General features: G+C 62.2%; 25 protein-coding genes. 9 read left to right on the top strand and 16 right to left on the bottom strand.

The annotated features are described in order from the left end of the window. Nucleotides 1-13 precede the first annotated feature (13 nt). The 3 genes from SynNOUM97013_RS03060 to yidD are packed head-to-tail and all read right to left on the bottom strand — an operon-like array spanning nt 14 to nt 2,107. Nucleotides 14-1,513 (bottom strand): UDP-N-acetylmuramoyl-L-alanyl-D-glutamate--2,6-diaminopimelate ligase, encoded by a 1,500-nt coding sequence (locus SynNOUM97013_RS03060; protein WP_186481385.1) that lies wholly within the window; start codon nt 1,511-1,513, stop codon nt 14-16. A 26-nt stretch (nt 1,514-1,539) separates the two neighbouring features. Further along, on the bottom strand, nt 1,540-1,848 hold the full coding sequence (locus SynNOUM97013_RS03055; RefSeq protein ID WP_255442922.1) for a glutaredoxin family protein: 309 nt from the start codon (nt 1,846-1,848) through the stop codon (nt 1,540-1,542). Further along, nucleotides 1,829-2,107 (bottom strand): membrane protein insertion efficiency factor YidD, encoded by a 279-nt coding sequence (yidD, locus tag SynNOUM97013_RS03050; RefSeq protein WP_186480721.1) that lies wholly within the window; start codon nt 2,105-2,107, stop codon nt 1,829-1,831. Before yidD ends, SynNOUM97013_RS03055 begins: the two co-directional genes overlap by 20 nt. 74 nt (nt 2,108-2,181) lie before the next feature. Here yidD and rpsD point away from each other — a divergent pair, with 74 nt between their 5' ends. Beyond that, complete coding sequence (gene rpsD / locus SynNOUM97013_RS03045; protein WP_186469373.1) at nt 2,182-2,790, top strand: 30S ribosomal protein S4; 609 nt, start codon at nt 2,182-2,184, stop codon at nt 2,788-2,790. A 100-nt stretch (nt 2,791-2,890) separates the two neighbouring features. Here the strand turns inward: rpsD and SynNOUM97013_RS03040 are convergent, their stop codons facing one another. After that, a complete protein-coding gene (locus SynNOUM97013_RS03040; protein ID WP_186480720.1) occupies nt 2,891-3,148 on the bottom strand; it encodes a hypothetical protein in 258 nt (85 codons plus the stop codon). An 81-nt stretch (nt 3,149-3,229) separates the two neighbouring features. Between SynNOUM97013_RS03040 and SynNOUM97013_RS03035 the strand changes: the two genes are divergently transcribed. The 3 genes from SynNOUM97013_RS03035 (at nt 3,230) to cysK (ending at nt 7,030) form a co-directional block, all read left to right on the top strand. After that, nucleotides 3,230-4,387 (top strand): PLP-dependent aspartate aminotransferase family protein, encoded by a 1,158-nt coding sequence (locus SynNOUM97013_RS03035; protein ID WP_186480719.1) that lies wholly within the window; start codon nt 3,230-3,232, stop codon nt 4,385-4,387. Continuing rightward, the gene (locus SynNOUM97013_RS03030; RefSeq protein WP_186480718.1) at nt 4,384-5,868 is read left to right on the top strand and encodes a PLP-dependent transferase; all 1,485 of its coding nucleotides are present in this window, start codon (nt 4,384-4,386) and stop codon (nt 5,866-5,868) included. The genes SynNOUM97013_RS03035 and SynNOUM97013_RS03030 overlap by 4 nt, the downstream gene beginning before the upstream one ends. Before the next feature lie 175 nt (nt 5,869-6,043). Then, a complete protein-coding gene (gene cysK, locus SynNOUM97013_RS03025) occupies nt 6,044-7,030 on the top strand; it encodes a cysteine synthase A (RefSeq protein ID WP_186480717.1) in 987 nt (328 codons plus the stop codon). Between the two features lie 69 nt (nt 7,031-7,099). On the opposite strand, the gene SynNOUM97013_RS03020 is transcribed toward cysK, so the two are convergent. The 7 genes from SynNOUM97013_RS03020 to lipB all read right to left on the bottom strand — a co-directional run bounded on the left by SynNOUM97013_RS03020 (nt 7,100) and on the right by lipB (nt 15,598). Continuing rightward, nucleotides 7,100-7,735, bottom strand: coding sequence for a DUF1345 domain-containing protein (locus SynNOUM97013_RS03020; RefSeq protein ID WP_186480716.1), 636 nt, complete (start codon nt 7,733-7,735; stop codon nt 7,100-7,102). Nucleotides 7,736-7,776: 41 nt separating this feature from the next. Further along, entirely contained in the window at nt 7,777-8,946 is a 1,170-nt protein-coding gene (queA, locus tag SynNOUM97013_RS03015; protein ID WP_186480715.1) for a tRNA preQ1(34) S-adenosylmethionine ribosyltransferase-isomerase QueA, read from the bottom strand. A gap of 15 nt (nt 8,947-8,961) precedes the next feature. Further along, nucleotides 8,962-10,857, bottom strand: coding sequence for an APC family permease (locus SynNOUM97013_RS03010; protein WP_255442919.1), 1,896 nt, complete (start codon nt 10,855-10,857; stop codon nt 8,962-8,964). A gap of 110 nt (nt 10,858-10,967) precedes the next feature. Beyond that, on the bottom strand, nt 10,968-12,308 hold the full coding sequence (locus SynNOUM97013_RS03005) for a dihydrolipoamide acetyltransferase family protein (RefSeq protein WP_186480714.1): 1,341 nt from the start codon (nt 12,306-12,308) through the stop codon (nt 10,968-10,970). Between the two features lie 65 nt (nt 12,309-12,373). Beyond that, complete coding sequence (locus SynNOUM97013_RS03000; RefSeq protein WP_186480713.1) at nt 12,374-12,817, bottom strand: YlqD family protein; 444 nt, start codon at nt 12,815-12,817, stop codon at nt 12,374-12,376. A 71-nt stretch (nt 12,818-12,888) separates the two neighbouring features. Then, a complete protein-coding gene (locus tag SynNOUM97013_RS02995; protein ID WP_186480712.1) occupies nt 12,889-14,832 on the bottom strand; it encodes an AMP-binding protein in 1,944 nt (647 codons plus the stop codon). Nucleotides 14,833-14,860: 28 nt separating this feature from the next. Continuing rightward, nucleotides 14,861-15,598 carry a lipoyl(octanoyl) transferase LipB gene (gene lipB / locus SynNOUM97013_RS02990; RefSeq protein WP_186480711.1) on the bottom strand — a complete coding sequence of 246 codons (738 nt, stop codon included), beginning with the start codon at nt 15,596-15,598 and terminating at the stop codon, nt 14,861-14,863. An 11-nt stretch (nt 15,599-15,609) separates the two neighbouring features. Between lipB and hpf the strand changes: the two genes are divergently transcribed. Genes hpf through SynNOUM97013_RS02965 form a run of 5 tightly spaced genes read left to right on the top strand, consistent with a single transcriptional unit; the run spans nt 15,610 to nt 20,316 of the window. Then, on the top strand, nt 15,610-16,197 hold the full coding sequence (gene hpf, locus SynNOUM97013_RS02985; protein ID WP_186480710.1) for a ribosome hibernation-promoting factor, HPF/YfiA family: 588 nt from the start codon (nt 15,610-15,612) through the stop codon (nt 16,195-16,197). A gap of 37 nt (nt 16,198-16,234) precedes the next feature. Further along, complete coding sequence (gene deoC, locus SynNOUM97013_RS02980; protein ID WP_186480709.1) at nt 16,235-16,915, top strand: deoxyribose-phosphate aldolase; 681 nt, start codon at nt 16,235-16,237, stop codon at nt 16,913-16,915. Next, entirely contained in the window at nt 16,912-17,700 is a 789-nt protein-coding gene (locus SynNOUM97013_RS02975) for a DNA repair protein RecO (RefSeq protein WP_186480708.1), read from the top strand. The genes deoC and SynNOUM97013_RS02975 overlap by 4 nt, the downstream gene beginning before the upstream one ends. A 29-nt stretch (nt 17,701-17,729) precedes the next feature. Next, a complete protein-coding gene (locus tag SynNOUM97013_RS02970) occupies nt 17,730-19,112 on the top strand; it encodes an MFS transporter (RefSeq protein ID WP_186480707.1) in 1,383 nt (460 codons plus the stop codon). Between the two features lie 28 nt (nt 19,113-19,140). Beyond that, entirely contained in the window at nt 19,141-20,316 is a 1,176-nt protein-coding gene (locus SynNOUM97013_RS02965; protein WP_186481383.1) for a glycosyltransferase family 4 protein, read from the top strand. Here the strand turns inward: SynNOUM97013_RS02965 and proC are convergent. The 5 genes from proC to SynNOUM97013_RS02940 all read right to left on the bottom strand — a co-directional run bounded on the left by proC (nt 20,313) and on the right by SynNOUM97013_RS02940 (nt 23,710). Continuing rightward, nucleotides 20,313-21,131 (bottom strand): pyrroline-5-carboxylate reductase, encoded by an 819-nt coding sequence (gene proC, locus SynNOUM97013_RS02960; protein ID WP_186480706.1) that lies wholly within the window; start codon nt 21,129-21,131, stop codon nt 20,313-20,315. The two genes, SynNOUM97013_RS02965 and proC, sit on opposite strands and share 4 nt — an antisense overlap. A gap of 17 nt (nt 21,132-21,148) precedes the next feature. Continuing rightward, nucleotides 21,149-21,724, bottom strand: a complete 576-nt coding sequence (locus SynNOUM97013_RS02955) for a cell division protein SepF (protein WP_186480705.1) — start codon at nt 21,722-21,724, stop codon at nt 21,149-21,151. A gap of 107 nt (nt 21,725-21,831) precedes the next feature. Then, the gene (locus SynNOUM97013_RS02950; protein WP_186480704.1) at nt 21,832-22,485 is read right to left on the bottom strand and encodes a YggS family pyridoxal phosphate-dependent enzyme; all 654 of its coding nucleotides are present in this window, start codon (nt 22,483-22,485) and stop codon (nt 21,832-21,834) included. Nucleotides 22,486-22,508: 23 nt separating this feature from the next. Continuing rightward, nucleotides 22,509-22,775 (bottom strand): PipX family protein, encoded by a 267-nt coding sequence (locus tag SynNOUM97013_RS02945; RefSeq protein WP_186469391.1) that lies wholly within the window; start codon nt 22,773-22,775, stop codon nt 22,509-22,511. A gap of 17 nt (nt 22,776-22,792) precedes the next feature. Beyond that, complete coding sequence (locus tag SynNOUM97013_RS02940) at nt 22,793-23,710, bottom strand: energy-coupling factor transporter transmembrane protein EcfT (protein ID WP_186480703.1); 918 nt, start codon at nt 23,708-23,710, stop codon at nt 22,793-22,795. Nucleotides 23,711-23,715: the final 5 nt, after the last annotated feature.

The following is a 23,715-nucleotide window of genomic DNA, read 5'->3' as shown; positions in this document are numbered from 1 at the left end:
GACAGCCTGTTGATCAACCCAAGCGGCGCAGCGCTTTTTCCGCCTCTTCTCGATCGTCGAAATGCACCTTTTCGGTGCCGAGGATCTGGTAGTCCTCATGCCCCTTCCCGGCAATCAACACCAGATCACCGGGCTCGGATGCCGCGATCGCCTGAGCGATCGCCACGGCGCGATCGGCTTCCACCACACGCTCAGCATCGGACGGCAGACCCTGCACCACATCCATGAGGATCTGTTCAGGATCTTCCGTTCGAGGGTTATCGGAGGTCACCACCACGGCATCGGCCAGCTCCGCTGCAATCGCGGCCATCTGAGGGCGTTTGCCCCGGTCGCGATCACCACCGCATCCGAACACGCAAATCAAACGCCCGTCGGCAAAGGGGCGACAAGCCTCCAGAGCGCTGCGCAATCCATCGGGCGTATGGGCGTAATCCACAAGCACAGAAGGGCGTTGCTCTGCGGTGGGGGCCGAGGGCATCACGCGTTCCATCCGTCCTGGAACCCCACGGAATTTGGGCAAGGCCTCGAGCAGCAGCGGTAGGGGCAATCCCTGCTGAAGCAACGCGCCCACGGCCTGCATCACATTCATCAGGTTGAAACGTCCCACCAAAGGCGAATGAAAGCGGGCATCTCCCTTGGGTGTGATCAACAAGCCCTGCACACCCGCGGAGGTCATCTCCAGATCGCGCATGCACAGATCTGCCTCCTGCTCAAGGCTGCATCGCCAAGCGCGTTCGCCCAACCGATCCGCCAGTCGACGTCCCCAGGGATCATCCACATTCACCACGGCACTTGGGCCGTCCCCCACAAGAAAAGGCTCCGCGAACAGACGCGCTTTGGCTTCGAAGTAGTCCTCCATCGACGGGTGATAGTCGAGGTGGTCCTGGGTGAGGTTGGTGAAGACGGCCCCAGCAAACCGGCATCCCGCCACCCGTCGCTGATCCAGGGCATGGGAGCTCACCTCCATGGCCGCCACCTGGGTCCCGCCGGCGAGGGCCTCCGCCAGCTGCGCCTGCAATCGGTCCGCCACCGCCGTGGTGTGGGTGGAGGTGATGCTGTGGCCAGGCCAGCGATTCACCAACGTGCCGAACAATGCCGCAGGACGGCCGCACTCCGCACTCAGATGCTCAATTAGATGCGTTGTGGTGGTCTTGCCATTGGTGCCGGTGACCCCAATGAGATGCAACCGCGATGAGGGCTGCTGCCAGAACGCCGCGGCCAGCTCACCCGCCCAATGGGCCACAGGTGCCGGAAGTACCAACACCGGATCTTCACTGGTGGGTGGATGGGAAGCAGCGGCTGCGGCGCCGATCAACGCTGCCGCCGCACCGGCCTCCAACGCCGCTTTCCAGAACTGACCACCATCCACCCGCTCCCCTGGAAGCCCCACAAACAGACACCCGGGTCCGACGCTGCGGGAATCGCAGGTGATCGCTTCAATCCCCGGGTTGGGGAAGCCTTCCGGCACGGGGAGCGCGGCCGTTTTGAGAAGGGAATGAAGCGTCTGCGTCACCAACAACCCCCATGAATCCAGCTTTTCTAGTCCGATCCTGCGCTGGTGGGAGATAGCCGTTGCAACCAACTGAACAGTCCCTCGGCATTCAGGCGCGGCGAGACCCGGGGTAAGGGAACATCCATGAGATGCAGAACCGGCACCTCAAGGTCGTAGCGAGCGTGCAGGTCTGGGTCGACACCCGGAGCATCGATATCAATGACCGTGAGTTGCAGGGGAGGGCGCAACTGGCTGAGATCCAACTGCCGCAGCCGCTGCTCCAGGCCCTCACAAAGGCAGCAACCCTGGCGGCTGAACAGGGTGAGCTGAAGCGGTTCAGTCGGGGACGGGGTCACAGCCGCAGGGGGTGAAGGGATGGCACCGGCTGATCCGGCGCAGGGTGAGCCAGCCACCACGCCATGGACCATGGCGCTGAATCGCTTCCACTCCGTAGGCGCTGCAGGTGGGAATAAAACGACAGCGGGGGCCAAGCATCGGCGAGATCCAGCGGCGATAGAAGCCGATCAGCGCCAGCATCAACTGCGCCAGCGTCTGGTTGAGGGATCGCGCCAAGGTGTGAGGTTTGTCGCCAGATAAAGTGTTTGATTCGCGCATGTGAAACCGCGGTGCGGACCCTGTGTCCAGCATGACGGTTGAGCGGTGCGGATGCTCCAACACCTTCCTTACTTATGTCTCGTTACCGCGGCCCTCGCCTGAGGATCACGCGGCGCTTGGGAGACCTCCCCGGTCTCACCCGGAAGGCCGCAAAGCGGTCCTATCCCCCCGGTCAGCACGGCCAGGCCCGTCGCAAGCGCTCTGAATACGCGATCCGTCTCGAAGAGAAGCAGAAGCTTCGCTTCAACTACGGCGTGTCTGAACGCCAACTCGTGCGCTACGTGAAGAAAGCGCGCGCCCAGGACGGTTCCACAGGAACCAACCTGCTCAAGCTGCTCGAGAACCGTCTCGACAACGTCTGCTTCCGTCTCGGTTTCGGCCCCACCGTGCCTGGCGCCCGCCAGCTGGTGAACCACGGCCACGTCACCGTGAACGGCCGCGTCACCGACATCGCCAGCTATCAATGCAAGGCCGGTGATGTGATCGCGATCCGCGAACGCAAAGGCAGCAAAAAGCTGGCTGAAGGCAACCTCGAATTCCCCGGCCTGGCCAACGTGCCTCCGCACCTGGAGCTCGATAAATCGAAGCTCAGCGCCAAGGTCGTGAGCAAGTGCGAACGCGAATGGGTCGCACTGGAAATCAATGAACTGCTGGTGGTGGAGTACTACTCCCGCAAGGTCTGAGACCTGCTCATCCCGTTCATGGTCATCGTCCCCGCCCGGCACCGCCGAGGCGGGGATTTTTTTGCACCTGCGCGGATCAGTGCCTCAGTGAATCCGTGCCTCAGCGGATCAGGTTGGCCTTGAAAAAGCCCAGACCCAGGCCAAAGCCTTTGGGTTTGTCTTCCAGGAACGTGATGGCCAGTTCAAAATCCATCAACCCTGCCTCCTCGATCAGCTGACGTGACAGCTGACCGTCACGCTGCTCCAGGTAGCGGGCATGAATCTGCTCTTTGTTCTCGCTCAGAAACGTGACGATCTCGCTAAGCACGTGATCCCGCCATTCATCTTTTTCAAGCTGCTGCGGTGCGCTTTCAGCCACGGCGGAAGATCTGATCTGACCCGACGCTAGCGGCGGTCAACAGGCCGTTTCCTAGCCTTGCCGCTTGATCGCAGCCACGCCTTGCAGCGTCCCGCACCAGCACCGGCCGACAGCACCCGAGCCATTCATCACGGCGAGAGCTTCGCGGAGGGCACGGGCACGGTGATGCCTCCGATCTATGCCACCTCCACGTTTGCCCACGGCAACCCCGAGGGGTTCGACTACACGCGCTCCGGCAACCCCAACTTCCGGATCCTGGAGGGTGTGCTGGCGTCGGTGGAGCACTGTGAACACGCCACGGTGTTCGGCTCCGGCGTGAGCGCGATCACCGCCATTGCCTCCGGACTACGTCAGGGCGATCTGGTGCTGTGCGAAGAAAATCTCTACGGCTGCACCGTGCGTCTGTTCGAGCAGGTGTTCGCCAAGTTCGGCGTGCGCACGCAATGGGTGGACTTCACCGCCCCATCAGCGGCTGAGACCATTGCCGCCAGCCAGCCAGCCATGGTCTGGCTGGAAAGCCCCACCAATCCCTTGCTGAAGGTGATTGATCTGGAGGCGGTGTGTGCCGCTGCCAAGGCCGCCGATGTTCCGGTTGTGGTGGACAACACCTTTGCCACAGCCCTGGTGCAACGCCCGCTGGAACTGGGAGCCACCCTCTCGCTCACCAGCACCACCAAATACATCAACGGCCATTCCGATGCCCTGGGTGGGGCGGTGTGCACTGACGATCCCAGCTGGTACCAGAAGATGGTGTTCGCGCAGAAGGCCCTGGGCCTGCAGCCGTCACCCTTCGACTGCTGGTTGATCACCCGCGGGATCAAAACCCTGCCCCTGCGGCTGAAGCAGCAGATGGCCAATGCCGCCGCACTGGCGGATCACCTGGCAAATCACCCTCAGGTGAGCTGGGTGCGTTATCCCCACCGTTCAGACCATCCCCAGCAGGACGTAGCCCTCAAGCAGATGCGCCATGGGGGAGCCATCGTCACCATCGGCATCAACGCCAGCCGTGACCAGGCCTACGCCGTCTGCAAGGCACTGCGCTGGTTCACGATGGCTGAAAGCCTCGGTGGCGTCGAGAGCCTGATCTGCCATCCAGCCACCATGACCCACGCCGCTGTTGCCAGCGAGGTGAAGCAGAAGCTGGGCATCAGCGATGGGCTGATCCGCCTGTCGGTGGGTTGTGAGGATGTCTCGGATTTGATTGACGATCTCGACCAGGCGTTGTCTCAGCTGCAATGAGTGCTCGCGACTTATGGCGCGATCCCTGCTGGCAGGCCAGCGATCTGGGCCATCCGCTGCCCGATTCCCCTCACGCCGTCTCGGTGGCCCTGCCCACCTGGCGTGATGTGATCGCTTACGAGGAAAACGATCCGAACTGCCGCAACGCCCTGCGAACGGTGTACCCGCGCTTCGGTTTGCATCCACTGGTGGCCGCACTGGCGAAAGAGGCACTGCAGCAGGCCAACGCAGCTTTTCCTCAGGGATCAAGCAGCTGGCCTTATCCCAATCGGGCTGCAGCAACCGCGGCTCAGACGCACTGCTCGCGGCAACAAGCCAACGGAACCACACATCTGGAAACCATCCATGGACTGACCTGCCTGGTCGCCGATGCCATCAGCACACCAGCAGCTAAGGCGTACTGGCAACACACAGGGCTTGGTGCCTCCTCCAGGCTTGCCGCTGTGGCCCTTGGTCATGACAGCGCGCCAGATCCAGAGGCCGGTGCATCCGCACGCTTCAACGTGGTTCAGCGTTTGGCTGAGATCTACGGCTGCCAGCACGAGGCGATCAGCCTGCATCCCTCCGGGATGGCCGCCCTGCATCGAGCGCTTGAACTGGTGTTTGATGCGAAGCCGACACGGCCGGTGCTGCAGATCGGCTTCCCTTACGTCGACGTGCTGAAACTGCCGCAGGTGGTCTTCGCGGGAGCGGAGCTCACGCTGGATGACCGCGCGGCCAGCGTGCAATCCACGCTCGACGCCCTGCAACCTGCTGCGGTGGTGGTGGAGCTACCCAGCAACCCCATGCTGCGCTGTGTCGACCTTGCCGTGATCAGCGAGCTCGCGCACCAACGCAACATTCCTGTGATCGCCGACGACACCATCGGCTCCGGTCTGAATGTCGATGCCTTGCCGCACGTCGACATGGTCTTCAGTTCCCTCACCAAAAGCTTTGCCGGTCGCGGCGATGTGCTCGCGGGCAGCCTGGTCATCAGCCCCCACTCCCCTTGGCACGCACAGCTCACTGAAACGGCACGACAACGCCAACCCCTAGCCCCACTAGCAGACCTCGATGCCATGGTCTTGGAGCAAGGAAGCCGCGATGTCGGCGATCGCATCCCCCGATTGAATGCCAACACCCTGTTGTTGGCGAAACGCCTGCGCCAGCACCCTGCGGTGGCAAGGGTGTTTCATCCTGGTGACTGTGAGAACTTTCGGCAGCTGCAACGACCGGGCGGAGGCCATGGCTGCTTGCTCTCCTTTGAACTCAAGGGCGGCAGCGAACAAGCGCAACGGGTGTACGACGCCCTAGCGGTTTGCAAAGGTCCCAGTCTTGGGACCGCTTTCACACTGGTCTGTCCCTATGTGCTTCTCGCTCACTACGAGGAGCTGGCCTGGGCGGAACGCTGTGGCGTGCCATCCCATCTGCTGAGAGTGTCGGTGGGCCTTGAGGACCCGGAAGAGCTTTGGCAGCGCTTTGAACAAGCTCTGAGGGCTTAGACACACAGGGGCTTTTGGGGTCACTGATGTCGATCGCCACAAGGCTCGGTTCCCATCAGCGACCGCAACACCTGAATGGGGTCGATCTATCAGATTTTGAACAAGCCCTTAAGACACAGGCGAGTAGTCAAATGCTCTATCTACATTGCTGAAATTGGCCAATCTCCGACTTCCCATGTCTCGCGTTTACGCCGATAACAGCCAGGCCATTGGCAACACCCCCCTGGTGCGCCTCAACCACGTGACCAAGGGCTGCAAAGCCACCGTCCTCGCCAAGGTCGAAGGTCGCAACCCCGCATACAGCGTGAAGTGCCGGATCGGCGCGAACATGATCTGGGACGCCGAGAAGCGTGGTGAGCTCACCGAAGGCAAGGTGATTGTGGAGCCCACCTCCGGCAACACCGGCATTGCCTTGGCCTTCACCGCAGCAGCCCGCGGTTACAAACTCGTGCTCACCATGCCCGAGTCGATGTCGATCGAACGTCGCCGCGTGATGGCCGTTCTGGGTGCTGAGATCGTGCTCACCGAAGCAGCCAAAGGCATGCCCGGTGCCATCGCCAAGGCCAAGGAGATCGCCGCCACCGATCCTGGCAAGTACTTCATGCCTGGGCAGTTCGACAACCCGGCCAACCCCGAAATCCACGAGAAGACCACCGGTCCTGAGATCTGGAATGACTGTGATGGCGCCATCGACGTGCTCGTCGCTGGCGTTGGAACCGGTGGAACCATCACCGGTGTGTCGCGCTACATCAAGAATGAAGCCGGCAAGGCGATTGAATCCGTCGCCGTGGAACCCACCCACAGCCCAGTGATCACCCAGACCATAAACGGCGAAGAGGTGAAGCCTGGCCCCCACAAGATTCAGGGCATCGGCGCTGGCTTCATTCCCAAGAACCTTGACCTCTCCGTGGTCGACAAGGTGGAGCAGGTGACCAACGACGAATCCATCGCGATGGCTCTGCGTCTGGCCAAGGAGGAAGGTCTGCTGGTGGGCATTTCTTGTGGCGCCGCAGCCGCCGCTGCCATTCGCCTGGCACAACAGGACGCCTACGCCGGCAAGACCATCGTGGTGGTGCTGCCTGACCTGGCGGAGCGCTATCTCTCCTCTGTGATGTTTGCCGATGTTCCCACCGGCATCATCGAACAACCCGTCGCTGTCTGAACAGGATCAGGTCTTTCCTGAATGCAACTGAAGCCCTGCTGAATAGCAGGGCTTTTTTGATGTCAGCTTTCAGGCGGTGAACAAACTAGCAATGGCTGAAATTGCCGTTGTCGCGAAGAGAAAAGCCAGCATCGCCTGCGCCAGCACAACCTTACGAATCTCGGTTGATTGCGCACCAACATCGGTCATCCCAAAGGTCATCCCAATGGCATAAGCGACATAGAGAAAATCAAACAAGACTGGACGTCGATCATCTGGAAAAGAAAACACCTTTGTGGCTGATTCCGCATTTTCTGCATCATCCCTATCGGCATTCACGTGGAAGAAAATCTTGGCGTAATGCATGGCATAGCCGTGATGCAGGCTGATCCAAATCAGCAAGATCGAGACAAAATAAATAAAAATACGCAGATCCTCTGGCAGCACTGGCTGTTTGGAACCGAGATCACTAACACAAAGGCTCATCACACCCAGGCCGAGAAAATTAATCGCCACCGTGCTTTTAATCAAGAGACCGGGACGCAACCTTTCATGATCAAACAGCGCCTTGGTCTGCGCGTAATCCATTGACCATGAAGTTTTGAAGAAGAGCACTGCATCCACCACCAACGCCGCCAACATGCCGATGGACAGTGCTTCCTTACCCGTGAACGGGTGATAGAAGAGCAACGTCAAGATGGTGCCGATGGTCAGGCTGCGACGCAATCGATAACGATTCAGAAAGATGTGGCGCTGTCGAGGAAGCATCAACTGTGGTCGTCTGATTGGAAGGGTTTCGATTGGGGATCTGAACCTGAAGCGCGTGCGGCACATCGGGCTTCAGGAAGCACTGCCTCTGGAGCAATCCACATCGCATCACCGTAGGAATAGAAGCGATAGGCCTCATCAATGGCGACCCGATAGAGATCCAGCAGTCGTTGACGCCCGATCAGGGCACTGACCAACAGCAGCAGAGAACTCTTAGGCAGATGGAAATTGGTCAACAATCCCTGCACTACCGCAAAGCGGAAACCAGGCTGAATCACCAGATCCACCGGCCCCTTCAACGGTTGCAGCGTTCCTCCTGATGCTGCCGCGGCCCCTTCCAGGGCCCTCACACTGGTGGTTCCCACAGCAATCACCCGACCTCCGCGTCGGCGACAGGCCTCCACTTGAGCCACCAGATCAGGTGTGACCTCCACCCACTCGCTGTGGAGGCTGAGGTCACGAAGATCCTCCGTTTCCACCGGCCGGAAGGTACCCAACCCCACGTGGAGAGTGATGGTCGCCATCTGCACGCCCCGGTCCTTGATCGCCTGCAGCAACTCATCGCTGAGATGCAGACCCGCTGTGGGAGCCGCCACCGCTCCCGGGCGGGAGGCGTAGCGCGTCTGATAGCGCTCCTGGTCGGAGTCGTCATGCCGGGTGATGTAGGGCGGCAGCGGCACCTCGCCGTAGCGTTCCAGCAGGCCCTCGATTGCTGCCGCATCGGCATAGCCCAGAGGGAACTGGATGATGCGACCGCCACTCGATCCATCGGTGGCCACAACCTGCAACGGGAGGGGCTCCTGCTCCAGGGCTTCCAGCCACACCTGATCGCCAGGCTTCAGCTTCTTGCCCGGTCGTGCCAGACAGAGCCAGCGCCCCTCACCCTGAGGTTCCAGCACCAGCAGTTCGGCAAGGCCTCCGCCTGATCGGCGCACCCGAAGTCGTGCTCGCAGCACACGGGTGTCATTGACCACGAGCAGATCGCCGTCCTGAAGCTGCTCGTGCCAATCCCACACCTGAAGATGTCCCGCCCGCTCGATCGAGTCTTCCAGTGCTGGCACCGACAGCAACCTTGCGGCATGTCGCGGCTCCACTGGCGACTGAGCGATGCGCTCCTCCGGCAATTGGTAGTCGTAGGAGCTGAGCTGGAGATCCCGAGGGTCAGCCACAGAGCGTGATCATGATCATTCCATGCTGCCTGAAGACCGAGAGCCGGCCGGGTCGCGACCATTCGGCACGAAATAGCGCACGATCGAGAACACGCGGCTCTGGTCATCGGAGAGCGCTTCGAACAGGGCCCGAGCCCGCTGATTCAGCAACGCAACATCGAGACGGTCCCTGGGAATCGCCACCGGCATCACCACGGTGGTGATGCGTTCGGGATGCCGTTGCTCCGCCGCCGTCACAAAATCACAGAAAGGATCCAGCAGAGAACTGAACGGGCTGTCGAGCAGCACCAACTCGAGCGCACCGGTGTTGGGTCCCACGTAGCGATCCCACATCTGACTGAGATGTCCGGCGTCCTGATCGTTCTGAACCACCACCACCGCGGTGACTGAATCGGCAAAGGAACAGGCGTAACGCACCGCCTCGAAAGCGGGCCGCATCATGCTCGGAATCCAGACGATGGCGTGATGCCCAGTCGGCGGATCTCGGGGGACCACTTGCAGAGGAGCCGCATCAGGGTCGGGGGCCAATGCCGCAAAGATCTGGCGGTAACGGCGGCGGATCACAGCCAGTCCCCACACCAACAGCGGGATGGCGATCACCACCGTCCAGGCCCCTTCATCGAACTTGCTCACCACGATCACCACCAGCACCACGAAGGTGGTGAGCGACCCGAGCGCATTCATGAGCATGCGACCTCGCCAGCCGGGGCCCCGTTGCATCCACCAGCGACGCACCAGGCCCAGTTGCGACAGGGTGAAGGCTGTGAACACCCCCAGGGCATAAAGGTTCACCGCCACGGTGGTGTCACCCCGGCAGATCACGATGATCAGCGCAGTGATGCCCAGCAGCACACCGATACCGTTTTGATAAACCAACCGATCTCCGAGCAGATTCATCTGCATCGGCAGGCAACGATCCTCCGCGAGCATCGCCGCCAACCTGGGGAAGCCGGAGAACGCCGTGTTGGCGGCCAGCACCAGGATGAGCAGGGTCGTGATCTGCAGAGTCCAATACAGAACACTGCCGTTCCCGAAAACGCGCTGTCCGATCTGGGCCAGCACGGTGATGTCGGGATTCGGCGCAATCCCATACATGAACCCCATGCCGCTGACGGCGAAGAACATCGCTGAGAGCAGGACGGCCATCACCAACAGCGTCTTGCGTGCATTGACCGGTGCCGGCTCACGAAACACCTTCACCCCATTGGCGATCGCTTCAATGCCCGTCATCGCTGAGCAACCGGAACTAAACGCGCGCAGGATCATGAACAACCCGATCGGCTCCAAGGCCGCCGTCAATGGCGGTGGATCGGGATGCCAACCGTGATGGAAGGTCAGATCTCTCAGTCCCGCCACCGTAAGCAGCGCGATCATCAGCACGAAGGCGTAAGTGGGGATCGCAAACACTCGCCCTGCTTCCTTCACCCCGCGCAGATTGGCCCAACCCACCAACACCAGCAGCACCAGGGCAATCGGCACTTCGTAGGGCAGAAGCGTGGGGTCGAGCGATGACAAGGCCTGGGTGCCCGCCATCAGGCTGACCGCTGCCGTCAGCGCGTAGTCGATCAACAACGCCGCAGCGGCCACCAGCCCGACATTGCGTCCGAGATTGTCGCGGGCCACCACATAGGAACCGCCGCCATTGGGATAAGCGGCAATCGCCTGTCGGTACGACAGCACAACGATCACGATCAAAGCGATGATCGCGAGCGTGATGGGCAGCGACAGCTTTAGGGCTGCGCTTCCACCCAGAATCAAGATGCCCAGCGCCGCCTCAGTGGCATAGGCAACTGATGACAGCGCATCTGACGACAGAATCGGCAGCGCCTGAATGTTGGGAAGTCGCTCATCGCCTGCACTGGAGCGCGGCAACGGATGCCCCAGCAGACGGGAGAACCATCGAACGGACACAGCAGTTGTCGACCATTGCCGCTCCAAGAGTGGCAATGGTCGACAAACCTGGCAGATGCTCGACGCGGGACGCTCAGGCCAACGACCGATCAGCGCAAAGGCCGATCAGCTCACAGGACCAAGCTTTCAGGCCGGGTCTCAATCAGTTCAGCCAGATCCTTCAGGAAGGCCGCACCGTCGGCGCCGTAAATCACTCGATGGTCTGCGGTGAGGTTGACCTGCATCTGCCGCTTCACAGCGATTGATCCATCCTTTCCTGCCACGACCGTAGGCCGAGAGGCCGCCACGGCAAGGATCGCGCCGGTCCCCGGGGGAAGGATGGCATCGAAGCGATCCACACCAAACATGCCCAGGTTGGAGAGCGTGAACGTCCCGGTGCTGTACTCCTCAGGCTGCAGTTGCTTGCTGCGTGAGCGACTCACCAGATCTTTCCACTGACGAGACATCTCATAGAGGTCGGTGCGATCGGCCTGACGCAGAACAGGCGTGATCAAACCACCGTCTTCCATGGCCACAGCCACGGCCACATTCACATCAGCGGGGTAAGCCATGCCGGCAGCGGTAGTGGCGGCATTGACCTGGGGGTGACGGGCCAGGGTGACGGCGACGGCCTTGGCGAGCAGAGCCGTCATCGTGACGCCCTTCGACTTCACCTGTTTGTAGAAAGCATCGAACTTATCGGTGGTGATGGTGTAGCCGACGCGGAAGCAGGGCACAGCAAGACTGGCTTCCATGTTGCGGTTCACCGCCCCCTGCAGGGTGTTGAACGCAACTGTTTCACCGGGTCGACCGAAACTATTGCCGGCGGGAGCGCTCGGTGCAGGAGCCGCGCCAGTGGCTCCTGCCACCACGGCAGCCGCGGAACCCTCACCCACACGCGGCACACTCACAGGGCGACCGGCAGCACGCTCAACGTCTTCGGCCTGGATGCGACCGTTCGGGCCACTGCCACGCAGAGTCGCCAACTCAATGCCCATCTGTGAGGCCAGCTTCTTGGCCCGTGGACTGGCGATCACTCGCCCATTGGCGGCTGGTGCAGCCGCCGGCGCTGGTGGCGCCACGGGTGCGGGTGCTGGGGCAGCAGGGGTCGCCGCGGGCGCGGCGGGAGCAGGGGCAGCGGCTGGAGCCGGTGCTGTGGCAGCGGCAGGTGCGGAAGGAGCGGCGCCACCACCGGAGGGGGACTTGGCCTGAGCTTCAGCAATCTCAGCCTCCGTTTCAACAATCAACCCGATCGTTTCGCCCACTGGAGCGGTGCTTCCCGCAGGCATCAGCACGGCAGCCAGGTATCCCTCGTTGAAGGACTCCACGTCCATATCGGCCTTGTCGGATTCGACAACGAGCACCGACTCGCCGCGGCCAACCTTGTCGCCAGGCTTCTTGAGCCATTCGACGATCTTCCCCTCCGTCATCGTGGAGCTGAGGGCAGGCATGAAGATGTCGTGGGTCGCCAAAACCGTCTCCAGAGGGGCTATGTAGGGGGGATTTTACGGGCCGACAGGGCGGCCCTTCGCAGAGGTCAGCCCTGCTGGATCGACTCGATCACCCCGTCACGAACCACAACAGACACCTGCATCTTGCTCACCAGGTTGTCGCCCACCTGGATGTCGCAAAAGCTCTCCAGCTGGCCCTGCTCCACGATCTGTTCCATCTCCAGCTCGCGCACCTGAGCCTGCTGCTGCAGCAGGTTGCGCTTCTGCTCCTCCAGTTCAGCCCGCTTGGCAGCCACCTGCTGCTGCACCTGCCCCACCTGCTCCTGAACGCGGGGATCCAGAGGATTCGCACTTTGACGACGCACTTCATCCACCACCTGCTGACCCTCCTGTTCGAGCTGGGCCAGCTGCTGATCGGTGGTGGCGATGGCGCCACTGAGCTCACGTTCGGCTTCCTCCTTCCACGCCGGAGTCACCACCGCGCGAATGGTGATGGAGCGCTTGATCGACAAGGTGGTGCCGTCGGACATGAGGGCCAGGAAGCAGCGCCAAGCGTCTCAGTCCCGCGCCGGATGGTCAAGCCACCGCAGCAGGCCCGGACTCAACGGCCGTACAGGCCCTCAATCACGGTGCGATCGCGGTCCGTGATGCGATCGCGGCGCTGCTTGAGCGTCTGCGTCAGCAAACCGTTCTCGATGGAAAACGGCTCGACCAGCGCCACACCGCCCAGACGTTCATCTGCCCTCGAGCCGACGCGAGCAGCCAGCAACCGATTGAGCTCTCCGCGCAGCAAACGCAGCAAAGCCGGATCACCAGGGCGACCCCCCAGATCCGGGCCTGGATCACAGCCCTGTTCCAGAGCCCAGGCCTGAAGCGACTCCTGCTTCGGGACCACCAAGGCCGCCAGCTGGCGCTCGTCCTGCCCCACAAGCATCACCTGTTCCACCAATGGCGAGGACACAAGTGCTTCCTCCAAAGGACCCGGCTCGAGGTTCTCGCCGCTGCTGAGCACGATGGTGTCCTTGGCACGTCCGGTGAGTACCACGGATCCATCGGGCAGAAGCATGCCCAGATCACCGGTGTCGAACCACCCCTCGGCATCCAACACCTTGGCTGTGGCATCCGGCTTACCCAAATAGCCCCCCATGACCTGAGGACCACGCACCAGCACCACGCCGCGTTGCCGGTACCCCAGCGGGACACGGGTCTCCGCATCCACCACGCGAAACTCCGTCTCCGGCATCGGCAATCCGGAACTGCCACGGATGTTGCGCCAGGGCCTGCGACAACTCACCACAGGACTGGTCTCGGTGAGGCCATATCCCACCAGAAGTTCGATGCCCACCGCTTCGAAGAACGCATCCACATGGGGGGCGATCGCGCCACCACCATTGATCGGATAAAGCAAAGCGCCACCGCTGAGCTGCTGGCGCAACTTCGGCCAGATCAATTGAGAGGCCAGGGCATGGGCTGGCCATCGCCGTGTCAACTCCGCCAGGGCACGCAAACGATCGCGCTTGCGCAGAGGCTCGATCAAAAGATCAAGGCTGCGGCGCCGAGCCAGGGTGTAGGCCTTGCTGTTGGCCAAGGCCGACAGGAGCAGGCGCTGACGGGCAGGGGGCAGCGTTTTCACTACATCGTCAAAGCCCGCTTGCACCGCCTCCCAGAGCCTGGGGACCGTGGCCATGATCACCGGTTTCACCCGCGGCAGATCCTTTTTGAGCTGCTTAATCGTGGTGTAGCTCTGCGAACAACCGCAAGCGAAGAAGTAGTACTCCGCACTGCGCTCATAGGAATGCCAGATCGGCAACACGCTCAACACCGGTGCTCCGGCATCCGGGCGGGTGACGGCGGCCAGGCTGCGCATCTGGTGCAACAGATTGGCGTGGGTCAGCGGCACCCCTTTGGGCCGACCGGTTGTGCCGCTGGTGTAGAGGACCGTGGCGATGGTGTCAGCGGCCGAGGCTTGCTCGCGGCCCGCCATGGGATCGGGAGGCTGATGCCCATCGGCACGGCTCAAAAACGTGTCGAAATCCAGCGCACCCGCCGGTGCTTCACCCTCCAACACCAACACGAAGCGCAGACGGGCTTGCAGATCTACAGGCAGCTGCAGGCGGTCCAGCAGATCGCCGGTTTGCACCACCAGGGCCACAGCCTTGGAGTCCTCGAGGATGTAACGCAGTTCCTCCACCGGCGCGGCTGCCCCACGCACCGCATCTACCCCACCAGCACGCATCACCCCCTGGTCAGCGACCAGCCATCGGGGGCTGTTCTCGGCAAACAGGCCGACCACATCGCCAGCCTTGAGCCCGTGCAGCTGGAAGGCCGTGGCAGCGCGCGCAATGCGTTCTGCCAACTGCTGGTAACTAAATCGCTCGGGATGGGCCGCATGGGGCGCATCGACGGCCATCACCTCGCCATGGTTCGTCGCCAGCCACGGCCAAACCTGATCGACGCGTCCGAGGGCCTGCACATGGGACTGACGAGCGAGTGCCTCCTGCTCACGGGGTGTGGGTTGCCAGGAAGCATGGGCGGCAGCAGTCACAGGAACAGAGCGCGGTCGCCCAGGCCTATCACCTTGACGAGGCTTCGGCAATCGCCATCCCCTCAATCACCGACTGCCAACGGAGCCCGAATCGGTGAGCCAGAGCATCACGGAGCAGAGGGCGCACTTCCTCCAAGGACAGTCCAGGGACCCAATCGCTGAGACGGCCAACCTTCCGATCCGTCAGGCCGCAAGGCACCACGGCCTCAAACCCCGCCAGATCGCAGGTCACATTGAGAGCCAATCCGTGCTGGGTGATCCAGCGACGACAGCCGACCCCGATCGCCGCCACTTTGCGCTGATCCAGCCAGACCCCCGTGAGCCCATCGATCCGCTCACCATGGAGATCAAGGGCTTGCAACACATCCAGCACCACCTGCTCGAGCTGGCGCAGATACCAATGCAGGTCGGGTTGATGACGACGGAGATCCAGCACCGGGTAAGCCACCAACTGACCAGGGGCGTGATGGGTCACTTCGCCGCCACGGTCAATGCGGTGCAGCGGTGCCGGAGGCTGAAGCGGATCAAAACGAAGATGGGCTTCACTGGCACCACGGCCGAGCGTGTAGCAACTGGAATGTTGCAGCAACCAGACGGCTTCAGCACCACCTGCGGCAGCGGGCTCTGCCAGCAGGCCTTCCTGCCAGCACCGTTGCTCCTGCCAGGCCTGCGCAAAGGGAACGAGTTGCTGCGGCTGAAAAAGAAATGCCGAAGACTCATTTGCGGAATCAGGCGGCGTCACTAGCTTGCCGATAGGACCAGGCATCGGAGGGATGCATGAAGCTGTTGATCCATGGTCGCAACTTGGATATCACGCCCGCATTGCGGGATTACACCGAAACCAAGCTTGACCGGGCCATTCATCACTTCAACGATCTTGTTCATGAAGCGGATGTGCACCTCTCGGTAGCCCGCAACCCCAGAGTTCCGCAACAGACGGCTGAGGTCACGGTGTTTGCCAATGGCACCGTGATCCGGGCCCAGGAACGCAGCGAGAACCTCTACGCCAGCATTGATCTGGTGGCGAGCAAACTGGCCCGGCAGCTGCGTCGTTTCAAGGACCGTACCAGCGATCACCATCACAGCCACGGCCATCGCGCCACCGAAACCCCAGCCACCGAAGCGGTGCTCAACGACAGCCCTGTGGAGGAATCGCTGCTAGATGGCAAGGAAGCTCAGCTGCCGAACCCCGGCGTGCGGCGCAAGTATTTCGCCATGCCCGCCATGAGCGTCGATGACGCGCGCCATCAACTCGACCTGATTGATCACGACTTCTATCTGTTCCGCGACCGTGACAGTGATGAGCTGCAGGTGATCTACCGACGCAATCACGGTGGATACGGTGTGATCCAAGCTCGCAACTGAACCTTTCTTGACGGATTCTTCCGTCTGATCCTCAGCGATGACCATGTCACCGCGGCGTCAGGACCTGCCGGACCTTCCCCCGCTGATCCACCAGGCCCTGCTCAACCCACTCCTCCAGGAGGAGGAGCTTCATAACCTCTGCGATGCCTCCAGACAGCTTGGATTCGGGGGCGTCTGCGTCAGCCTGAGCCACCTCGAGGCAGTGCGCCAGCGACTGGGGGGAACCGGACCAGTAAAACTGGCCGCCACGGTGGGATTCCCCTTCGGAGCACTACCGGCAGAACTGAAACAAGCGGAGGCGGAGTGGGCCGCCGCCCATGGCGCTGATGCTCTGGATGTCACACCCGATTGGTCCGCGCTGGTGAATGGCCGGGCCAATGCCTTCGCCGAAGAACTGGCTGCGATCGCGGCGCTGGATCTGCCCATGACGGTGGTTCTCGACGTCAATCAGCTCCAAGACGAACAGCTCGCTCTGGCGGCAGAAGCCGCCATGGATGCAGGTGCCGCCGCACTGCAGGCCGGCAACGGCTTCGGGCCCGCTGTCACACCCGAACAGATCAAAACCCTGGGGCAACACACGCGCGGGCGCTGTGCCATCAAGGCAGCCGGTGGAATCCGGGCGTTGGAGCAGGCCCTGGATCTGGTGGAAGCGGGTGCCAGGGGCCTGGGCACCGGCCATGGTCCGTCACTGGTGCAAGCACTGCGCCAGGAGCGATGAGCGGCGACAGACGCCTTCAGGGCCTGGCCCTCAAGGTAGGGCCACTGGGTGAGCACGACAGGCTGCTGACCCTGCTGAGCGATGAGGCCGGGGTGGTGCGGCTGGCCGTGCCTGGCGCTCGCCGCCCCAAAAGCAGCCTTGCTGCCGCCATTCCCCTCACTCTCCTGGATCTGCAGGTCGTGGGTCGCCGCGGCCTCCAACGCGTACGGCAGCTGCAGGTGCGTCACAACTTCAGCGGCGTCGGGCAGCATCTGGAGACCCTGGCGGCCGCCCAAGCCCTGGCGGAACTCTCAATTGCTCTGGTGAGTGATGACAACCCCATCCAGGGCCTGCTGGAGACGGTGCTGATTCACCTGGAAAGACTGGAGGCCCTGAGCCGCTCATCGAACCCGGATCCCGACCTCAGCCTCGCGATGGTGGTTCAGGCCGGCGTGCACTTGCTGGCGCTTGGCGGCTACGGCCTGCCGCTGCAGGTCTGCTGCCAAAGCGGTGCTGAACTGATTCCACCGATCGGTGAGTGGGAGTGGCGCTGCAGCCTGCTACCCGAAGAGGGTCTCGCACTCGGAAGTCTTCCCGGCGCCAGGCTGCAACTCAACCCCTCCGAACTTGCACTGCTGCAACGGCTGCCCCGAGCGGATCTTCCCAAGCGTCCCAATGGTGAACTGATGGGACCGCGGCCGGTGTGGCTCAAGCTGCTGGCCTTGATCGATTGCTGGTGCCGGGTTCATCTGCCCCGCCCTGTGCGCTCGCTGAAAATGGTCAGCGACAGCCTGCCTGCGCCGTAAGCGATCATGACCCGGTCATTGCAGGCACCGTGAGCGGATCTTCCCTGAACAGTCCGGAGCCCGCGCTCCCGACCGGTGGAAACCCGGAAGGCCCTCGAGGCCTGCAGACGGTGGTGCGCTTCGACGGCTTCCGCCGTCTCTGGATCGGCCAGATCTTTTCGCAGCTGGCCGACAAGTTCTACATCGTTCTGATGGTGTATCTGATCGCCCAGTACTGGGTGACCAACACACCGCAGGACAATGGAGCCCTGGCGGAAATCGCATCAGCGATCCGCATGGACTTTGAAACCCGTGCGCAACGGATCACCCTGCTGGCGACAGGGGTTTATGTCGCCAACACAATCCCAGCAATGGTGTTGGGTTCAGTGGCGGGAGTTTGGGTCGACCGCTGGCCCAAACGGCGGGTGATGGTCGCTTCGAACGGGTTGCGGGCCCTGCTTGTGGTGTTCACCCCGTTTTTCCTGCTGCCAGGACCCCATTGGCTCGGCCTCAGCTGGGGGTACTGGGCCCTTCTGGTGATGACCTTTCTGGAATCGGTGCTCACCCAGTTCTTCGCACCGGCCGAACAGGCCGCCATCCCGATGCTGGTGCCCAAGGAACATCTGCTGGCAGCCAATTCGCTCTACCAGGCCACCAGCATGGGAGCGACGATCGTTGGTTTTGCCCTGGGAGAGCCGATCCTGCGGGGATTGGACAGTCTCTTTCAGGCAATTGGCCTCAAGGGTGGTGAATTTCTGCTTCTGCCATTTTGCTACGGCATGGCGGCCATCTCATTGAGCACGATCCGGATGCGCGAACAGCCCCGGACCCATAACGGCGAGTCGGTCTGGAAAGAAATCGTGGCAGGGCTTCAGGTGCTGCGTGAGCGCGCCTCAGTGCGGACGGCCATGGTGCATCTGGTGCTGCTTTACAGCCTGCTGGCAGCTCTCTACGTGCTGGCCATCAGCTTGGCGTCGGCCATTCAGGGTCTTGGCCCCACCGGCTTCGGAAGCCTGCTGGCGATGAGCGGGCTGGGAATGGCCATCGGGGCCGTCGTGGTGGCGCAGATGGGCCATGGATTCAGCCGCCGCCGACTGGCAGCCACCGGACTGGGGGCGATCACCTGGAGCCTGGTGCTGCTCGGGCAATTGCGCGGCAACCTCACCTACACCCTGGGGCTATGCGCGCTGCTCGGGGCCGGTGCCGCGCTGGTGGCCATCCCCGCGCAGACCACAATTCAGGAGGACACGCCTGAATCGCAGCGCGGGCGCGTGTTCGGGCTGCAGAACAATTTGATCAACATTGCCCTCAGCCTCCCCCTTGTGCTGGCAGGCGCTCTAGTGAGCAGTGTGGGGCTGCTGCCGGTGCTGTGGATCCTGGCTGGCCTGGCCCTGGTTGCCGCCCTGATCGAGCGCCCCTGGCAGCGCTGCTAGCGTTTGCCTAGCCCTTCCCTCAGTGGCTTTGACGCATATTGCCTGGCTGGGCAAAAAAACTCCGTTCTGCGGCAATGTCACCTACGGGCTGAGCACCACGGAAGCCCTGAGGGCCCGTGGTCACCAGACCAGCTTCATCCATTTCGACAACCCGAAAGCACCAGGCAGCAGCACATCCCTTCTGGCTAACGATCCGGATGTGAGCCTGCCCTACCTGGTGAAGTCGCAGGTTTACACCATCCCTTCCCCCGGCGCGCAGCGGGAGCTCCGCGACTCGCTGGAACGGCTCCAGCCGGATCTGGTGCACGCCAGCCTCACCCTCTCACCCCTGGATTTCCGACTGCCTGAGCTCTGCCAGCAACTGCAGGTTCCGCTGGTGGCCACCTTCCACCCTCCATTCGATGCAGGCCTGCGCAACCTCACAGCAGGGACACAACAGCTCACTTATCAGCTGTATGCCCCTGCACTCTCCCGTTATGACCGGGTGATCGTGTTCTCTGAGCTGCAAGCTGACGTGCTCGCACGCCTCGGCGTCCGAGAGGATCGCCTGGCGGTGATTCCCAACGGAGTCGACACGACGCAATGGCGACCGGCCGATGCCTTGCCCTCTGCAATCGGCAGTGAGCTGCAGAGGGTGCGTTCACGCCTGGGCACCGAACGCGTCTTCCTCTACATGGGACGGATTTCCACAGAAAAGAACGTGGAAGCACTGCTGCAAGCCTGGCGACTGGTGGACACCGCCGGCTGCCGTCTGGTCATCGTTGGCGATGGGCCGCTGCGCAGCACGCTTCAGAACAGCTACGGCCAGATGGAGAACGTGCTGTGGTGGGGCTATGAGTCCGACCTGGCCACGCGCGTGGCCTTGCTGCAATCCGCCGAAGTGTTCCTGCTGCCGTCTCTGGTGGAAGGCTTATCGCTGGCACTACTGGAGGCCATGGCCAGCGGATGCGCTTGCGTCGCCACGGATGCGGGAGCCGACGGCGAGGTGCTCGCCGGAGGAGCCGGCATCGTGATGAACACGCTGGGGGTCACCAGTCAGCTGCGCACGCTGCTGCCCGTGCTTCGTGATCAACCGGTGCTCACCCAAGCGCTGGGCCGACAGGCGCGCGAGCGGGTGATGGAGCGCTACACGATGGCTCGGAACATCGATGCGCTGGAAAACCTCTACGGAGAACTCACCCGCACCGCACCTCTGGCGGCTTAGCGCAAGGACCTGCCATGTTCCGTGGCAGCCAGAACTGCTTCGATCAGTGCCGACCTCAGGCCGGCTTGCTCCAACTTGCGCACTGCAGCCATGGTGGTGCCCCCCGGTGAACCGACCATGTCCTTCAGTTGGGCGGGATGCAGATGCTGTTGTTGCAGCAGGGCCGCCGTCCCGCCGAGGGTGCGCTGCGCAAGGTGATGCGCCTGGTCACGGGGAAGCCCCGCTGCCACCGCACCATCCGCAAGGGCCTCAGCGATCAACGCCACATAAGCGGGACCTGATGAAGTCAACGCCAAGAAAGCATCCAGCCTCGACTCCGGCAGTTCCAACACCTCGCTGACGGGTGCAAAAGCATCCCGCACCCACTGCTGTTGCTCGGGCGTCACGCCCTCTCCCCAGGCCAGCCCACACAACCCCTCACCAACCAGGCAGGGGGTGTTGGGAACCGCTCGAACACACACGCGACCTGGAAACGTGCGCTGCAATCGCTCCAGAGTGACTCCCGCCAACACAGAAATCACCAGGGATGCTGTCGAAGGTGCGGGAGGGATCACGCCAGCGGCCACGGCGTCGAGCTGCTGCGGCTTGACCGCCAGCAACTGCACCGGAGCCGTCCAAGCTTCGGCAGCACGGGGATCAGAAGCCGGAACAACCGTGAAGCCGGACGGCAACTCTGTGCGCAGACGTTGCGCACTTGCTTCAAGTCCCACCACACCGATGCACTCGGAAGCCGCAAGAATCTTCCGCTCGATCAGCGGTCGCACCAGGGCCTGAGCCATGCGGCCCAGACCGATTACACCGACGGAAGCAGTCACCGAAACGGACGCGCTGATCAGAGGGCCGTGGCGTCAGACGCCGCCCAAGCGGGTGCAGGAGCAACGCTGGCTTCTGCGGAGGCCTGTTCCACATCTTTGGTCACCACCGTGGGCGTGGTGCTCTCTTCCTGACTGGCATTGGTGACGGTGACGCAGCTGGGGGCAAACAGGAAAATGCTTTCACCGACGCGCTCCTGATGGCCATCAATGGCGAAGGTGCCACCGGCCACAAAATCCACGGCACGCTGAGCCTGATCAGGCTCCATCATCGTGAGATTAAGGATGACAGTCTTGCGCTCGCGCAGGGCCTGGATGGCCCGAGGCATCTCATCGAAGCTGCGGGGCTCCATCAAAGACACTTCAGCGGCACTGGAGCTGATGCCAGGCATGCCGATCACATTGGTGCCTGAGAAACTCTGATCCATCTCGAAGGGATTGGATGCATCGAGAGGAGCCAGTGCGCTGCTGTTGGCAGACGTCATGCCCGGCACAGCATCGTCGTGCTCACCCGTGTCGTAATCGAGCTCGTCATAGTCGCCATCGAGGTAATCATCCCCTGCAACGACCGCACGAAGGCGAGAAATCAACGACACCGGAAATCTGCGTAACCTTGACCTTGAATAGCGCTCCGCGGAGTTGTGAGCAAGCGTGTCCAGATGGATTGATGTCCATTCCGGACAGTCAGCATGATCCGCCGTTTTTAGGGCCCCGCCTGGGGGCGAGCACCAAACAGCGCCGATCCAACGCGCACCCAGGTGGCACCGGCAGCCGCGGCCTCGGGCCAGTCGCCGCTCATGCCCATCGAACATTGCGGCAAATCCATGGCATCGGCGAGCTGACGGCAATCCTCAAACAGACCGCGCCGATCAGCTTCTGACAACCCGAGCGGAGCCATGGTCATCAACCCGCAAGGATTCAGCCCCTGCAACTGACACAAGCCAGGCCAGGCCTGCTTCAGCGCAGAGGGGTCCCATCCCGTCTTGTCAGGATCGGGCCGGAGCTTGACCTGGAACAGCACCGAGGGACGCCGGTTCTCCTCGAGCGCAATGCGCGAAACACGCTCCGCGAGAGCCAGTGAATCAATGGAGTGAATCCAATCAAAGGCCTTCACCACCGGCCGCACCTTGTTGGCCTGCAGACGTCCGATGAAATGCCAGCGCAGACCGGCAACATCCGACAGCTCCTGCTGCTTCGGCAGCGCTTCCTGAACGCGGCTTTCCCCGAAGTCACACTGACCGCAACAGGCCAGCTCACGCACCGCCGAAGCAGGCTGGCGCTTGCTGACTGCCAGCAGATTCACACCGTTAGGCAGCCTTGAACGCAACTGCTCCCAGCGGCTCTGAAGCTCCGTCATCCGCGCTGTTCCATTGGGACGGCTCAGATGAAGGTCTGATCAAACAGCTGCTTCCAGCTCTCGTGCTCTTCCGGTGAGTCCCGACGGCTACGGGCCAGATTCAGTTCAGCGTGATGCCGGGCATCCAAATAAGGAATGACCTCAAACTGAGCCCCACGTGGCTGCAGGGTCACCAAAAAAAACATGCGCTGGGCGTACAACGTGGCGTAGACATCCCGTCCCTCACCAGCTGGCGCCACTTTGTAAAGCATGCCAAAGGTGGGGTGATTGAGATAACCCTCAGCGCTCACAGATCCACGAACAGTGACTACAGGGCACCGTACCTGCCGCGCAGGACAAGCACCACGATCAGTCCAACAGCAGCCAGGCCATTGAGAAGCCGTTGGGCACCGATCTGTTGCGAGGGCTCGGGTCGAAAGGCTTCGGCAGGCAACCAAGTTCCACCGCGAGCCATCAGGGCTTCAGCCCCCTGTTCAGCCCGCAGCAGGATGTTGGCCAACAGGCGTTCACCCACCGACAGCACAAGTCCAAACGAGGTCTTGAAGCCAAGTCGGCGCAGATTCACGGCCCGACTGGCCAGGGAACGCAGAAGGTTCTGAAGCTCCTCCTGCACCAGGGGGAGAAAACGCAGCGCAAGCAACAGCTGAAAACTGAGTCGGTCAACGGGGACACCGAGTCGCGCCAGCGGAGTCAGCCACCAGCTGAGCGCCCACATCAACTCTTCGCTAGGCGTGGACAGCAGCATCAAATTGACGCTGTGCACCACCGTCACGATGAGCGTGGCGCTGTTGAGGCCCAGCTCCGCCGAGCGCCTGTCCACCACGAGAGGCCCCAGATCGAAGGAACCGAGCTGCAAAGGGCCGAGGCGCACGAATTCCCAGGACGGTGACGCCAACAGGAGACCGGGGACCTCATCCGTAGGGCGGAGGTTCAAGCTGGCGCCCGGCTCACCTGTGGGCAGCAGCATGGCCAGCAGACCGATGCCACAACCCAGCAGCACAACCAGCAGAAGCGAGCGCCACCACAAACGTGCCGGCAATCCACTCACCGCAGTGATCAGAACAAGTGCCAGCACGAGCGCCACCCGCCAGATCGGACCAGCCAGCACAGGCGTGAGCAAAAACATCAGCACCCACATCAGCTTGAGTCGTGGGTCGAGCTGACGCAGCCATCCGGCGGCACCATCCACGTACTGCCCGATCGGGATCTGCCGGAGCCAATCCATTGCAA

Origin of the sequence: Synechococcus sp. NOUM97013 (assembly GCF_014279815.1) — a bacterium.
Lineage (GTDB): Bacteria > Cyanobacteriota > Cyanobacteriia > PCC-6307 > Cyanobiaceae > Synechococcus_C.
The sequence above is the reverse complement of the archived record's forward strand: the minus strand, read 5'-3'. Positions and strand labels throughout refer to the sequence as shown.

Coding starts and splice junctions, on each gene's coding strand:
- hpf (WP_186480710.1), top strand. CDS start 15,610: ATGAAGCTGTTGATCCATGGTCGCAACTTGGATATCACGCCCGCATTG.
- lipB (WP_186480711.1), bottom strand. CDS start 15,598: ATGCCTGGTCCTATCGGCAAGCTAGTGACGCCGCCTGATTCCGCAAAT.
- cysK (WP_186480717.1), top strand. CDS start 6,044: ATGTCTCGCGTTTACGCCGATAACAGCCAGGCCATTGGCAACACCCCC.
- SynNOUM97013_RS02975 (WP_186480708.1), top strand. CDS start 16,912: ATGAGCGGCGACAGACGCCTTCAGGGCCTGGCCCTCAAGGTAGGGCCA.
- SynNOUM97013_RS03030 (WP_186480718.1), top strand. CDS start 4,384: ATGAGTGCTCGCGACTTATGGCGCGATCCCTGCTGGCAGGCCAGCGAT.
- rpsD (WP_186469373.1), top strand. CDS start 2,182: ATGTCTCGTTACCGCGGCCCTCGCCTGAGGATCACGCGGCGCTTGGGA.
- SynNOUM97013_RS03000 (WP_186480713.1), bottom strand. CDS start 12,817: ATGTCCGACGGCACCACCTTGTCGATCAAGCGCTCCATCACCATTCGC.
- SynNOUM97013_RS02940 (WP_186480703.1), bottom strand. CDS start 23,710: ATGGATTGGCTCCGGCAGATCCCGATCGGGCAGTACGTGGATGGTGCC.
- yidD (WP_186480721.1), bottom strand. CDS start 2,107: ATGCGCGAATCAAACACTTTATCTGGCGACAAACCTCACACCTTGGCG.
- deoC (WP_186480709.1), top strand. CDS start 16,235: ATGACCATGTCACCGCGGCGTCAGGACCTGCCGGACCTTCCCCCGCTG.
- SynNOUM97013_RS02950 (WP_186480704.1), bottom strand. CDS start 22,485: ATGACGGAGCTTCAGAGCCGCTGGGAGCAGTTGCGTTCAAGGCTGCCT.